The sequence below is a fragment of the Brucella sp. TWI432 genome, assembly GCF_039674445.1.
GTDB lineage: Bacteria > Pseudomonadota > Alphaproteobacteria > Rhizobiales > Rhizobiaceae > Brucella > Brucella chromiisoli.
This window is the reverse complement of record NZ_JBDJNL010000005.1, coordinates 86674-100407: the sequence shown is the minus strand read 5'-3', so window position 1 is coordinate 100407 and position 13734 is coordinate 86674. Positions and strand designations below refer to the sequence as shown.

Below are 13734 nucleotides of genomic sequence, written 5' to 3'. Positions count from 1 at the left end.
TATAACTTTATAAGTTTTGGAGCTTTTTTAGGTCAAATTCCTCTTTATTGTTTCACGGTGATCACTTTGTGAGTGTTGTTCTTCGATTAATCTAAGAGATTTTTGCCCCATTGCCTTTCTGATCGTAGAGCTGCTACGAATAAATCTTATAGCGTCTATATAGGCGTTAACTAACTCATCATCTGGCAAATGTGGATCGACCAACACCCCATTTTCACCATCTATAACGATCTCTGGAATCCCTCCTAGTTGAGGAGCTATTATAGGCATTCCCACAGATAAAGCCGATAAAAGAACGGTGGGTATGCCATCAAAACGTGATGTATATAGAAACAAATCGGAATGACGGTAAGGAATTTCTTCAAAGGATGAGTATATGCCTTTGAGCTTTACATTCTTGTATGATTCTAATTGTGATATGTTAGTGGTTCCTAAGACTGGCACCCCCCAAATATCGAGAGTTGTTGAGGGGAATGCTTCTTCGAGTGCTTCAGCGAGTAAAGGCAATAGCTCTGGTCTTTTTTGATCGTCAAACCGGGATGCCCATATAATTCTATCATGGATTTGTTTGAAACGGTTATCTAGTTCATCTTGAGTCGTAGATACGGTTGCAACGGAATAGAGCACATCCTGCTTTCCTGCCAGAAAAGGGAGGCGAGCACGATCCGCATCGTTGATATATTTATTATCGGAAAGGAGAAGTGATATAGTTTCTCCATACTCAGAAATAAAGTTGAAATCGAATCCGATCGTGAAAGATAAAGACTGCGTTTCATAAGCGCCATCACAGAAACGAAGAAGTATGCTTTCATGGTCTGAAAGCAGTTTTCCGTAGCGCCCCCAGAACCGATATGCATATGGCGAACTTTTAATATAGATTCGAGCATTGGGTGCAAATGCTTGTATCGTTCGTAGAGTTACAAGGTCGATTTTTTCTTCCAAAGATGGTTCACAAAAATCCGAGAGATTGCAAAACGTAACTTGATTGTTAATTTTATCCGTCCACTGTGGTCCATCAAATTTCGTTCCAAATAGGAAAAGAATTTCTCTGTTTGGATCTATCGATAAAATGTCTTTAATTATGGTAATAATAACTTTTTCCGCTCCACCCATAGTGAAAAACGGAAGAATGAAGACATCTGTAAAGCTCTTTCCAAGAAGATGCTCACAAACTTGATAGTAAGCTCTTCCGGCGGAAAGGTCGGTGTTTTGATTTGAAAATGTATTTGTAGGATTTAAAAGGCGAATATCAATTGCAGGATCAATAAAATTTGCTGCGGAAGCCATCTCAACTAGAAGAATTGAAGACAAAAAATAATAACAAAGACTGTTTGAAGAGTGCTCTGGCTGCTCAGTCAATGGATTATAATTGTGCTGTTTCAATGAACAAAGTTTCAGAAAATTTTCAGGTATAAAGTAATCAGAAAAAGGTATTACTTTGCTTGATGATGCATTGACAGTGTTTAGTAAGCTAACGCCTTTCTTTCTATAAAAGAAAACGGTGTTAGGGCACACTGTTAGTTCGAAGCCATTGGCTGCTAAGTTAGTGTTATGATGCCAATCCTCGTAGGCAAAATGGCCGCTAGATGGGACATTAGCGAGGCGAATTTCTTGGGCGTGATCACGTAAAAGAAATGAACGCGAGATAAAAGGGTGATGATCAAATAGCGCTAACTCACTAACTTGCGTCAGTGGAAACATTTTATACAAATGATGTTGTCCTCCAAATGCAACAAGCCAATCAGGAAATATGGCAACTTTACCCCCGTGATTTTCCGCTTGCTGGAACATCTCTAAAATCATGTTGTACGAAATCAGGTCGTCAGCATCGCTGAGCGCGACATACTTACCTTGTGCGATATCGATGCCAGCTTGACGGCATGGTCCAAGCGAGCCAACAGAAACTTCAATTTTCTGAACATTCGCAAACGCAGCAAAGTCGCATTGTTTCAAAGCATTAGGTATAGAATGATGCGGCTTATCCAGAACAATTACCAATTCAGTCGAGATTCCGCTGAGCGCAGCATAATTCGCTGCATCTGAAAATGACCAAATCGTGCGAGCCAGGTATTTGGCATCGTTGTGAACGCTTAAAATTATAGAAACGTCATAGTGAATTGGTGATGGCATGAGTCTACCTAATCAAAATTCTAGTGAGTTTACGGGCAACTCTTAGCGCGTGACCAATTACCGGCACTCCATAAAGTTTATTAATCTTTCGGCCAAGTCTGACGAACTTGGAGCGGCGATACATTTCAACCTCTTCTACAAGTTCTTGAATAGTCTTCATACCAGTTTGACGCGTGCCGCTCTTCCCCGAGTGTAGTTTTTCGGCATCCAAGTCTCTGGCCAGCTTATTAATTTTTGTTCTGTAGATACTAACTTCGGATCGAATCTCATTGAGTCGCTTATTCAAATTTTCGGTTTCTTCGATTTTTAAAGCCAACGAATGCTCAAGAAACTCAATCTTTTTCCAAGGTGAGATGAACGCAGGGTAGGACAAAGGTGATAGAACCGCTGTTTTTTCCGGTTCTGTGCCCCACAAGCCCACAAAGTAGAAACAATCTGTTAACGACGGTGCCACGTGAGGCGCGGGTGGAATGATCGATGTAGATTGGACTTCTGAAGCGTCTAAGACATCTAGTAACCGGGCATCCTTTCTCAAGGAGAATTCGTCATCTTTGGGGATGGTTATGATCCCTTGTGCCGGCGTTCCCAGGAGCCAGCCATGGGCTTCGCCTAAAACGCTTTCTGTCAACGATTTAAATTCCGCAAACGAGTATGTACCGAGATGAAAAGGATTGTCGCTTGAGAAATCATTCTTTTCATTGGGGCAGCTGATCGCCACAATAGATCTTTTGGATAAAAGCTTTTTTATTGAGTTTAGAAATTTAGCGGGGTTTCGAAGATGCTCGATCGTTTCAAAACAAGCGACAACATCAACTTTTTTTTGCTGCAGGAGTTTGTCTATATGATGGGCATCATACTTATGAAATTCTACGGTTTCGTTCGCAAAAAGCTTGTTGGCAGTATCTATGGCTTCATCGGATACATCAACGCCAATAACTTCTTTGGCCCCCCATTTCGAAAGAAGAGACGAGCCGTAACCTTCGCCACAGGCGATATCTAAAACGACTTTTCCTTTGCATAATGAGCGCAAAACTTCATAACGTCCCAGATGTTGACTGGCGTAAAATGGATCATAAGATTCACTATCTAAATGCATGCGCTCTTCAGTCATTGCCGCTCCGTCAATGCACCCCAATTTAAAGCCGAAAAAGAATAGCTCATCCTTCGAACGGCACGTTCTTTAAATGTAAATAGTTTAATAGGCCATTGTATAGGCCGTTCAAGTGGTATTTTTTTTAGCAAAATTCGTTGGATTGCGCTCTTATTTTATGAAGGATGTTGAATTTCCTGCGGAGGTTTTTCTGGTATGGTATCGCAATTTTTCTCTTATTTCATGCAGACAACAATAGTGTCTCCTATCTGCTCGATCTCCCAGAACGATGGTTCTTTATGCTGTTCACATGCGGTCGCGGGTGGTGTTGTGCGGGTATATTTTGTCGCGCTATTAAGCCATATAACGTTGTTATTGCTCCAATCTGTAGAGAAGGCAGAGATTCCGTTGTCCATGGATTTAATTGGATTAATATCTACTCCGTTTTTCCAAGTGCTTTTAACAGCTATTTTCGTTGCTGGGGTGAGTGTCGTGATTTTCGCGATGTCTGAAAGAATCTGATTCGCAGCAAACTCATCAACTAAGTTCTGAGCCATCGCACCGGACATTACTTTCATCTGATGAACAGAAGACACGGCTATAAAAACAATGAAAGTTGCAAGTAGCCATTGCGGCTTGAGGTGGTTACTATACCAATTTATTAGTACAAATGATAATCCGATTATGAAGAAAACACTAGCTGAGATGCTCCTTGGTGAAGGCCAAAATAGATCAGAAAATAAATTTAAAGGACTGGGGAAGATCAGGTAACCGCAGGCAAGGGAAATGATGGCTACCACACTTGATGGGAAACTGCGTCTTGGAACGCTCTGGAATACTGTTGCAACACTCATAACTGAGATTATTAGCACTGCAAAACGCTGAATCTGCGGATAAATATTGTTCTGCGCATTGATGCCGCTCAGCATTTCTTTCAAAGTGTGAAAGTAAGGAGAAATATTCTTAAAAAAGTTACTAGGCTCAACCGCTCTGCCTGAACCATTCGAGAGAATTTTTACGAATAAGAGGAAAATAATTACTCCGCATAGAAAGGCCAATGGCGAGCGGACTACATCCTTAAAAATGTCGTAGAAGTCTTCGTTTCCTTGTAACCATCTAGCTAAATAGCTAAGCGATGCGGCGTACAAAATAATGAGTGCAGCAGGTTGGTAAGACATCAGTGCTAGGCTAATGAGCACTCCCGCTGGTAACGTCCAAAAGAAGCCTTTTTTAAATCTGAGGCAAATAACCGCAAGCCCAGTAAAAAGAAATCCAAACCCGAATACAGAATAGGACATTGGGTAATAAAAAATATTTGTAAAATATCCATGAACTGTAACTATAGCTATGAAAAAAGGGGTATAGTATATGGGTAGTCGAGAATAACTTAATGTTGCATAGCAGCAAACTGTTATTCCCGCCACCAATGTAATTACCCATATAGGCATAACTTCATTGTAATGGATACCAAGTTTTAAAAATGGTTGAGAAATAGCTACAATAAAATAACGGAAATTATTCCAGTGAGTGTAAATTGCGGAGAAGGAGTCGGCTGGTTGAGCGTTTTGATGCACGTCATCAGGGCTGTTTATGCCCAAGAATAATGAAATAACGGAAATTAGACCAATAACAGAAACGGCTGACCACAGTAGTGTTTCTTTTTCTATTTTTGTAGATTTCACTTTTTAAACACCCAAGCCCGAGAGAGAATGAAAAACAGTAATGTGTATGAAGCCATAGCAAGTAGTTGAGGTATTAATACCTGGTAACGAGTGAGCGGCAATGAGAGATGCAAGATGTACACATTAGCGGCATAGCAGATGATAAAGGCTGTAATAAATCTTAGCGAGTGCGCCCAGCTGGTTTCCGATTCGAATGTCCACTTCATATTCCAGAAGTAGCTATTCAATAGTCCCGCAGCATAGCCTACGGCATTGGCAACGAATGGTGACGCACCGAGCCACGTCAGAATAGCAATGACCAAAAGTGTAATGAACGTGTTGACAAGGCCTACGAGCCCGAACCGTCCAAACTGAATTATCACATTCATCGCTTGTCCGTTAGATTTTGTTTGATGATGCTTCTGGCAGTTGTTAAGTCACTGGGCAAGCGAATTTCGAGGCTTTTAATGATTTCTGTTTCTATTATCGTTCCAGTTTATTCCGGCGAGGCTTATCTTAGGCAACTTTGCCAGCGCGTTGCTGGCTTACGGTCAAAGCTTAATGATTTGGGTGCACCGTTTCAGGTGTTCGAACTGATCTTTGTTGAAGATGGTGCTAAGGATACGTCTGGGGCGATTATTGATAGCCTTGGTTTAGAATACGATTGGGTTAAGTCGTTTCACCTATCAAGAAACTATGGGCAGCATGCCGCTACTGTGGCAGGTATCATGAAGAGCGTCGGTGATTGGGTCGTCACAATGGATGAGGATTTGCAGCACCCACCAGAAGAAATCGAAGTGTTGCTGGCACAGGCCGTTAACTCGGGTGGTGATGTAGTTTATGCGAATCCGGAAGAAGGTGTTCACCAAAGTTTATTGAGAGATTGGTCTTCAAAGACATTCAAGTCTCTAATGGTTCGTTTAAGCGGAAATCGGAATATCGCCATTTTCAATAGCTTTAGACTTATTCGCGGCAGTATAGCTCGTGAAGCATCTCAGGCGTGTGGCCATAGCACCTATTTCGATATGACACTCTCGTGGTTCACGCAACGCGTTTCAAATGTGACGATGCTATTAAAGGATGAGCGGTATATCGCGACAGGAAAGAGCGGGTACAGCCTCAAGAGCTTGTTCAGCCATGCGCGTCGCCTCTTGTTCTCCACGCAAGTTAAGGCTTTGCGCATTGGTAGCGCCATCGGTGGCCTGGCTGTTTGCCTCGCGTTCCTTTTCTCCTTGGTGGTGATTGTCGCCAAACTGATTGACCCTTCGATCATTCCAGTAACGGGTTGGGCGTCATTGATGATTACAATCATGTTCTTCAGTGGGGTATCGATCTTTCTGACGGGATTGGTTATCGAGTACATCTCAATCCTCGTCATGGATACTCACGGCAAGCCGTTATACAACTTTGTCGATCGGAGCTCGGACAAGGTGTTGGCAGATTACTTCCGGGACCTTCGAGCGGCTGAGAAAGAAGAGAAGGCCGTTTGATACGTCGGTAAGCAATGAAATCGCTGCAACATTTGAAACGCAGCCCATAGGTAGGAAATGTCGGAAAATTAAGGAATTAGTCTCGAAATTCCTCTTAAGTCAGCGTCAACCGTATAAAAATTGAGATTTTAACATCCAAATAAATCCGACCGAAACGACACCGATTACAATGGCCGATACAAAAGCCGTTCACCCAAAACATAATCTGCCCCTTTGATTGACCTGCGCTAATCAGTCCGAAGAAACATGCCATATGACAAGCCGCCTTTGAGGCGGTTTTTTATTGTATAAAAAGACCCAGACTTGCAGGTCGTGCCGGGGCTGCGCATTCTTGAGTTTGGGGACAAAATCACACCCAACCATAATCTCATAAGAATAGGAAAACACAATGAATATGCACCTTGGCGATACCCGCCTCTTGATTGAGGCTGGTCGAGAACGCGGGCTATTGCGTAATCAAATGGCGTATGTGTTGGGCACTGCGTACCATGAGACGGCCCACACGATGAAGCCAATCAATGAGATGGGCGGCGACAAGTATCTGCGTTCAAAGAAATACTGGCCTTATATCGGTCGCGGTTACGTTCAAATCACTTGGAAGGTGAATTACGAAAAGGCTGGTAAGATTCTGGGCATGGATTTCGTGTCAAAGCCTGAATTACTGCTCAAGCCTGAGTATGCGGCCCCCATTATCATTGCTGGCATGGTCGAAGGCTGGTTCACTGGCAAGAAGCTTTCCGATTACATCACTCTCCAAAAATCCGACTTCAAAGGCGCTCGACGGATCGTCAACGGAACTGACAAGGCCGAACTGATTGCAGGTTATGCGCGTGAGTATGACAAGGCATTGCTTGCAGAAGGCTATGGCGTTGATCAGGAGATCAAGGCCAAGACGGACGATGTTCTGCCGGAACCGGTCGTTGAAAAGCCAGTCGCGAAAACAACCCGATTCTGGACTTGGTTGACTGCCGCAGCACTCCCCGCCGTTGGCCTGCTCGACTGGAGAGCACAGCTTATCTCAGTGGTTGTCGTGGCCACTCTTGCAGTGTGGGCGATCTATTCTATGCCACAGATTAAGGCCAAGCTTGAAAAGCTGGTAGATGCGATATGAGCGCAATCTGGGCCTTAATCCCGAACTGGTTGAAGATGGCCGCCGCCGCTGTTCTGACGGCATTTTTGTGTCTGGCTACTGGGTATTTGGCTGGCACGCGTGACGGTCGATCCAGTGTCGAAATCAAAATCGAAAGGCAGAACAATGAAGCGACTGAGAAAGCCTTTGGTGCTGCTCTCCTTTATGATCAGTGCATTGACGCTGGCAGGGTGTGGACATTCAGGACCGGCAAATGTGAGCGGCGTCCGTCGCGTGCTCGGAACTGATTTGCTCGGCGCACGTGGCGCAACTGACGCGGATCAGCGAAAGATAGACCGCACAATCGTTCGAGGCTGCGCCGGTGGCGTCTGGTCGAAAGATGAATGTGCAAAGCATGATAAGAAATGAGGATGCACTTTTAATGGGTGAAGACATTAAATGGCTGATCGGAACAGCGATCACTCTCTGCCTTTTTTTCGGCGGGGCGCTGCTGACGGCGTTTCGTTCCCTTTCGTCGTCCATCAAGGTCGGCGATGATCAATTGCATGATCGCGTAAATCGAGTACGTGATGAGTATGTCAAGCGAGTTGATTTAGACGATCACGTGCGGCAGTTGCGCGAGGGTATGAAGGAAATGCGTGACGAAACGCGCGAAGGCTTGAAAGAGACAAATAAGCGCCTTGATCAGGTGCTTGCCGTCTTGGCGCAAGATAAGAAATGATAAAACCGTCCCAATCGATGGGGCCTTTTCCATTTAAATTTTGCCAGTCTATGTTGATAAAGTGGCTCTCAAATCAGCTGAAGCACGAATCAAGGCTACCTTTCAGGAGGCAAGGCGAGTTGAGCAGAGCAAGCAGCAAGAATATCAACGTAGGATGTCACGAGGGAATCGACCCGAATGTACGGTAGGCCGAAAATATACATAACGGGCGCTTCCTGTTCTGGTGTCTCTACGCTCGGTTCGGCGTTGTCAAAATTGTACGAAACACCGCAAGTTGACGTTGATGATTTCTACTGGATGCCGACCGATCCGCCGTTCAGCGTGAAACGCCCATTTGAGGAGCGGGTGCGCCTGATCGCCGAACGGCAAAGTACAGCTGACGGGTGGATATTGACCGGCTCCTTCATCGGCTGGGGAGAAGCCCTGATCCGTGACGTCGATCTGATTGTCTTTCTTTACACACCTTCCGCCATCAGACTGCAACGTCTCGACCAACGAGAGGCGGCGCGCCACGGTGATCGCATTCGCCCCGGCGGCGACATGCACGAAGCGCATTTAGCATTTCGGGAATGGGCATCAGGTTATGATGACCCCGACTTCGCCGGACGGAATCTCGCTCAACATGAACGCTGGCTTGGCCAGCAAACGGCTCCGACTCTTACACTGCAAGGCGAGAAGCCAACAGATGAGCTGGCAGGTGCGGTATACAACGAATTTGAGCGCATCCTTAAGAGGGCGGCAGGTTAACTGCGTTAGATATGTCGTGAGGTTTTTGATAGTGTTTATGCGGCATTTCCAAGTTGTTTGACCTTGAAATCTGCTTTTACGGAATTGAGGTGTTGTTTATTAGCAATTCTTCAAAAGGCATAGTGAGCTCTGCCTGCATTCATTTGAGCAATATCAAATCGCAAGCAAGATGGACGATTCCCATGAAAGCTGAGAGCGTTTTCTCGCATCGCGGTGCGATCCTGCTGAAATTTTTGATTCTGTTGAAGAAGCATTCAATCTGATAGCGCTCCTTGTAGAGTCCCAATTTATTGTAGGTATGAAACACGTCGGAAAATATATCCACATAACGCGCCACATTATGCGCCACATAGTTATCAAGAATGATGCTGAAAGCCCGCAAAATATGGGCTTTATAGATAGCGGTGAAGCGACCCGTCCGTACCATCTAATCTAAAATCACATTAATTCTGGGTCTTTACGCACTATTTTGAGTGCAACGTTTCTGTTTGGAACCAAATCCACCATTGATCATTGGCCTATTGTATAGGTTTCGAGGCAGGAGGAGGTTTGATCCGTGAAACAGCTAAACCCGGATGAAGCAAGGCAGGGCCGGGAGGGGAAGCCGGTTCTTATCATTTTGCTGATCAGTCTTGTTGCGGCTGCGGTAGTCTGGGTGCTCGTTGAAATATTTGGCAGCGTCATTGCGCCTGAAGTGCCTTCCAACAGTGAGCGTTCCGTTTCTCCTGCTGCAACGCAAACTAAGCCGCCAGCATCAGCAGAATGATCCGAGCAGATATCTGCCGTCTTTTGAGGACGGCTTAGTGATTGCTCGATGAGCCATGAAAAAGTGTTGCCGAATAAACCGTGTTTTGAGCTTGAAAGTTATCTTGATAATTTTCCAATGCAATTTTCAGAGAGCACAAAAATTGCATTGAAAGTATGTGAGCTCGTAGTGGCAACGCCAAGTTTATATTTTTTGAAACGTGCTCAACTGTTCTCTAAGGCGCGCAAGATTGCGTCCTTTAAGTTGAGGCGATGTTTGCGTAAATTTGTTTCCTCTTCTTCGCTGACCGGCGAAATTCTGGTTTCGGCGCGATGAATACGGTCGTTGATTGAGTCATATTCTTCAAGAATGCGCGCAAATTTTGGGTCTGCACTTTTTAAAGCATGGATGGCGCTGAGCTTGTCAGGAAATTCTTCACCCAGTGTATGTGGAGTGTTGGACATGATTTTCTCCTTTTATGAAGGCACTTTGGCAACAGGGAAATGAAGTATCATTGATTCCGATCAATATGGATGTTTATCCGCGCTGCCAGTAGGGCCGCCCTATCTGCGTATGACATCACAGATTTTCATCCATACCACGAACCAAGATATAATTGTCCACGCAGCCAGGAGTGTCTTGCGCTTAATCGTACCCAGAACGCTCGCTCTATCTTCTCGTTTTTATGAATGCCATTCTCGAAAAGGCGGTTCTCAGTTTTCCTGGACATGCTTTAACTATAAAGCCAGCCAGCTCGCTTGACGCGGCTGGTATCGGGACGTAATAGAGTTACGACGGTTCCCCGACCGAGAGCGAAGGGGATTAATAGGGAACACGGTGAGGACGACCCAAAAGGGACCGAGACCGTGGCTGCCCCCGCAACTGTAAGCGGATGCTGTTCATCCTCGTGACGCTGTCAAGGCGTTATGCCACTAAGCCCACAATGGCTCGGGAAGGCAGATGAACGGCCTATATTCGCGAGCCAGGAGACCTGCCGTCTAACGTAGTCCATTGTCACGGGCGGGGATGCCCGGAGCAGGAGTTGGTTATGACAGCTTTTCGCGTCGCAAGACGTTGTTTCCTATTGTCATTCATATCCTCGGATATGTCCGTTCACTTCAGGCGCCGGACCGGTTCCGCCGTTTGACGCGGCCATTTCTCACATTTCTTTCGGGGATAAAAATGAAACTTTCAGATCAGGCGCCTTTGGGCGCACTCTTGGCTGCTGCCGCCCTTTTCGTAACGAGCTTTGCGAGCAATGCTTTCGCTGCCGATACCACTTACCCGCTAACGCTCAAGAATTGTGGCCGCGATGTAACCTTTAAACACGCACCTGAGCGTGCGGTTGCCGTGGGGCAGAGCAGCGCCGAAATCATGTATCTGCTCGGCCTTGGCGACAAGATGGTCGGCACCGCCGTTTGGATCGGGCCGGTTCTCAAAGGCTATGAAGAAGCCAATGCCAAGGTGAAACGTCTTGCGGATAACGATCCGAGCTTTGAAAGCGTGCTTGCTGAAAAGCCGGATATGGTGGCTGCGCAGTTTCAGTGGCATGTGGGTCCTGAGGGCATTGTTGCAAAGCCTGAACAGTTTGAAGAACTGGGAATTCCGGTTTACACCGCGCCAGCCGATTGTGTAGGCAAGGATAATTCCGGCGGCGGTGATGGCGTACGTCACACCGTTTTCTCGATGGATCTTATCTATCAGGAAGTTGAAGAACTCGCGCAGATTTTCAACGTGCAGGATCGTGGTGCACAGGTTGTCGCTGATCTGAAAGCGCGCGAAGAAGCGGCTCGCAAGAAGGTTAGCTCTGTCGAAGGCAAGCTTTCTGCTGTGGTGTGGTTCTCCAGTGCCGAACTTGATATTGATCCCTATGTCGCGGGCAAAAATGGTGCTCCGGCCTACATTCTGAAAACGCTCGGCATCGATAATATCATTGATAGCGAAGAGGAATGGCCGACAGTCGGCTGGGAAACAATCGCCAAAGCCAATCCGACGATGATTGTTGCTGGAACGATGGATCGTCGTCGTTTTCCTGCCGATGATGTTGCAGTCAAGCGGGAGTTTTTGAAGACTGATCCGGTTGCAAGCCTCATGCCCGCCGTTAAGGAAGGCCATGTTTTTGATATGGATGCGCAGGCCATGAACCCGACCATTCGCACCATCGAAGGCATTGAAACACTGGCTGATGCAATTGCCGCCTCGGGTCTGAATAAATGACAATGCGCGCAGCCACGGGGCAATTATTAAAGTCAAAAGGGACGAGCGGCAGGGTGCTGTTTGCAACCTTGGCACTTGTTTTGTTACTTTTTGCCTTGTGGCTGGGCGCAGCCATTGGCGAAACACCGATACCTCTCGATGTGGTGGCGAAAACCATTGCTAATCGCGTCTGGAATGCCGGTTATCCGCTTGAGCTGATTGATGAAGGTATCGTGTGGAGTTATCGGCTGAGCCGCGCGGTTGTGGCGGCCTGTTGTGGTGCAGCGCTGGCGATGTCTGGCGTGGTCTTGCAGTCGCTCCTGCGCAATTCATTGGCAGATCCCTATATTCTGGGCATTTCAGCTGGTGCTTCGACCGGCGCGGTTGCTGTGGCAATTCTTGGCATTGGTGCAGGTATGCTTTCGCTGTCGTTGGGGGCATTTATCGGTGCAATCATTGCGTTTGTGCTGGTGTCCCTACTGGCGTTGCGGGCGGGCCATGGCAACAGCGCCATCATCCTGGCAGGCATTGCAGGTTCACAGCTTTTCAACGCGTTAACATCTTTTATTGTGACCAAGGCTGCAAATGCCGAGCAGGCGCGTGGCATCATGTTCTGGCTTTTGGGCAATTTGTCCGGGGTGCGCTGGCCTGACGTGGCCCTTGCGCTGCCTGCCTGTATGATCGGGCTTGCGATTTGTCTTTGGCATGCACGTGCGCTCGACGCCTTCACTTTTGGAACGGAATCAGCGGCATCGCTTGGAATTCCTGTGCGCCGCGTCTACGCCGTTTTGATTGGTGTCAGCGCCATGATGACGGCGGTGATGGTTTCCATCGTCGGCTCCATTGGCTTTATAGGTCTGGTCATTCCACATGCAGCACGCATGGTGGTCGGTGTTCGACATGGACGTCTGTTGCCCGCAGCGGCTCTGATTGGAGCGATTTTCATGATTATCGCAGATGTTCTGTCTCGCATCATCATCCCCGGTCAGGTTTTGCCGATTGGGGTCATAACAGCTCTGTTCGGCGCACCGGCATTTGCATTCCTGCTTGGGCAGAGGAGGGCACAGTCATGATGCTTTCGACACATAATGTCTGCTGGTCGGTGGGGCATGTTGAAATCCTTCGCGCGGTATCGCTCACAGTAAACGAAGGTGAATTTCTTGGAATAATTGGGCCAAACGGTTCGGGAAAAACAAGCCTTTTATCGCTTCTTTCAGGTGTTCGTCGCAGTCGTTCAGGTGAAGTCAAGCTTAACGACACGCCGATTCAACAGCTTAAACGTCGTGAAATTGCTCGTATACTGGCTTTGGTTGAGCAACAGGCGGGTACAACGGATCGTATTACGGCCCGGCAGGCGGTGGAATTGGGACGAACGCCTTATCTTGGAGCGCTTTCGCCATGGTCGGCGCAGGATGATGCGATTGTTAATCGTGCATTGGCCAATGTTGATATGGTGCATTTGGCCGACCGTTGCTGGCATACGCTTTCAGGCGGAGAACGTCAGCGCATTCACATCGCACGCGCGCTTGCACAGGAACCGCAGATTCTGCTTTTGGACGAGCCGACCAATCATCTTGATATTGGTCATCAGATCGGACTTCTCGACCTTGTTCGCCGCCAGAACCTGACAGTGGTGGCTGCACTCCATGACCTTAATCATGCGGCGATGTTTTGTGATCGCATCGCCGTGATGGATAAAGGTCGGTTGGTGGCGCTTGGCACACCGCGTGATGTGCTGCGCGCTGAATGTATCCGTAAAGTTTTCGGCGTTGACGTTGATGTTGAATATCATGGTGTCGATGGCTGTCATATTCGCTACCGCGTACCGCACCATCCGGCTCTAGAACTCAAGCACTCCGCATGA

General features: G+C 47.0%; 14 protein-coding genes, 1 pseudogene and 1 riboswitch. Of the genes and pseudogenes, 9 read left to right on the top strand and 6 right to left on the bottom strand.

Features of this window, described 5'->3' with window-relative positions; all coding sequences use genetic code 11:
• Window positions 1-27: 27 nt before the first annotated feature.
• From ABE527_RS10155 to ABE527_RS10140, 4 genes are all read right to left on the bottom strand, one after another.
• Complete coding sequence (locus ABE527_RS10155; protein WP_499696843.1) at window positions 28-2130, bottom strand: glycosyltransferase; 2103 nt, start codon at window positions 2128-2130, stop codon at window positions 28-30.
• A gap of 4 nt (window positions 2131-2134) precedes the next feature.
• Complete coding sequence (locus ABE527_RS10150) at window positions 2135-3241, bottom strand: class I SAM-dependent methyltransferase (RefSeq protein WP_499696842.1); 1107 nt, start codon at window positions 3239-3241, stop codon at window positions 2135-2137.
• Window positions 3242-3456: 215 nt separating this feature from the next.
• Complete coding sequence (locus ABE527_RS10145; RefSeq protein WP_499696841.1) at window positions 3457-4902, bottom strand: glucosyltransferase domain-containing protein; 1446 nt, start codon at window positions 4900-4902, stop codon at window positions 3457-3459.
• The gene (locus tag ABE527_RS10140) at window positions 4899-5270 is read right to left on the bottom strand and encodes a GtrA family protein (RefSeq protein ID WP_499696840.1); all 372 of its coding nucleotides are present in this window, start codon (window positions 5268-5270) and stop codon (window positions 4899-4901) included. Before ABE527_RS10140 ends, ABE527_RS10145 begins: the two co-directional genes overlap by 4 nt.
• A gap of 24 nt (window positions 5271-5294) precedes the next feature.
• Here ABE527_RS10140 and ABE527_RS10135 point away from each other — a divergent pair, with 24 nt between their 5' ends.
• The 5 genes from ABE527_RS10135 to ABE527_RS10115 all read left to right on the top strand — a co-directional run bounded on the left by ABE527_RS10135 (window position 5295) and on the right by ABE527_RS10115 (window position 8929).
• Complete coding sequence (locus ABE527_RS10135; protein WP_499696839.1) at window positions 5295-6371, top strand: glycosyltransferase; 1077 nt, start codon at window positions 5295-5297, stop codon at window positions 6369-6371.
• A 388-nt stretch (window positions 6372-6759) separates the two neighbouring features.
• Window positions 6760-7482, top strand: a complete 723-nt coding sequence (locus ABE527_RS10130; protein ID WP_499696838.1) for a glycoside hydrolase family 19 protein — start codon at window positions 6760-6762, stop codon at window positions 7480-7482.
• A gap of 144 nt (window positions 7483-7626) precedes the next feature.
• Window positions 7627-7869 carry a lipoprotein gene (locus ABE527_RS10125; protein WP_499693849.1) on the top strand — a complete coding sequence of 81 codons (243 nt, stop codon included), beginning with the start codon at window positions 7627-7629 and terminating at the stop codon, window positions 7867-7869.
• A gap of 13 nt (window positions 7870-7882) precedes the next feature.
• Window positions 7883-8182 (top strand): hypothetical protein, encoded by a 300-nt coding sequence (locus tag ABE527_RS10120; RefSeq protein WP_499693850.1) that lies wholly within the window; start codon window positions 7883-7885, stop codon window positions 8180-8182.
• Between the two features lie 177 nt (window positions 8183-8359).
• The gene (locus ABE527_RS10115) at window positions 8360-8929 is read left to right on the top strand and encodes an ATP-binding protein (protein ID WP_499693851.1); all 570 of its coding nucleotides are present in this window, start codon (window positions 8360-8362) and stop codon (window positions 8927-8929) included.
• A 139-nt stretch (window positions 8930-9068) separates the two neighbouring features.
• On the opposite strand, the pseudogene ABE527_RS10110 reads toward ABE527_RS10115, so the two are convergent.
• A pseudogene (locus ABE527_RS10110) lies at window positions 9069-9229 on the bottom strand (IS5-like element IS711 family transposase); the annotation flags it as partial.
• A 256-nt stretch (window positions 9230-9485) separates the two neighbouring features.
• Between ABE527_RS10110 and ABE527_RS10105 the strand changes: the two are divergent.
• Window positions 9486-9695 (top strand): hypothetical protein, encoded by a 210-nt coding sequence (locus ABE527_RS10105; RefSeq protein ID WP_265984390.1) that lies wholly within the window; start codon window positions 9486-9488, stop codon window positions 9693-9695.
• Window positions 9696-9898: 203 nt separating this feature from the next.
• Here the strand turns inward: ABE527_RS10105 and ABE527_RS10100 are convergent, their stop codons facing one another.
• Window positions 9899-10138 carry an HP1242/YdcH family protein gene (locus ABE527_RS10100; RefSeq protein ID WP_499696837.1) on the bottom strand — a complete coding sequence of 80 codons (240 nt, stop codon included), beginning with the start codon at window positions 10136-10138 and terminating at the stop codon, window positions 9899-9901.
• Window positions 10139-10452: 314 nt separating this feature from the next.
• Window positions 10453-10687: riboswitch (cobalamin riboswitch) on the top strand.
• Between the two features lie 169 nt (window positions 10688-10856).
• On the opposite strand from ABE527_RS10100, the gene ABE527_RS10095 reads away from it, so the two are divergent.
• The 3 genes from ABE527_RS10095 to ABE527_RS10085 are packed head-to-tail and all read left to right on the top strand — an operon-like array spanning window position 10857 to window position 13734.
• The gene (locus ABE527_RS10095; RefSeq protein ID WP_499696836.1) at window positions 10857-11891 is read left to right on the top strand and encodes an ABC transporter substrate-binding protein; all 1035 of its coding nucleotides are present in this window, start codon (window positions 10857-10859) and stop codon (window positions 11889-11891) included.
• A complete protein-coding gene (locus ABE527_RS10090; RefSeq protein ID WP_499696835.1) occupies window positions 11888-12943 on the top strand; it encodes a FecCD family ABC transporter permease in 1056 nt (351 codons plus the stop codon). The genes ABE527_RS10095 and ABE527_RS10090 overlap by 4 nt, the downstream gene beginning before the upstream one ends.
• Complete coding sequence (locus tag ABE527_RS10085; RefSeq protein WP_265984383.1) at window positions 12940-13734, top strand: ABC transporter ATP-binding protein; 795 nt, start codon at window positions 12940-12942, stop codon at window positions 13732-13734. Before ABE527_RS10090 ends, ABE527_RS10085 begins: the two co-directional genes overlap by 4 nt.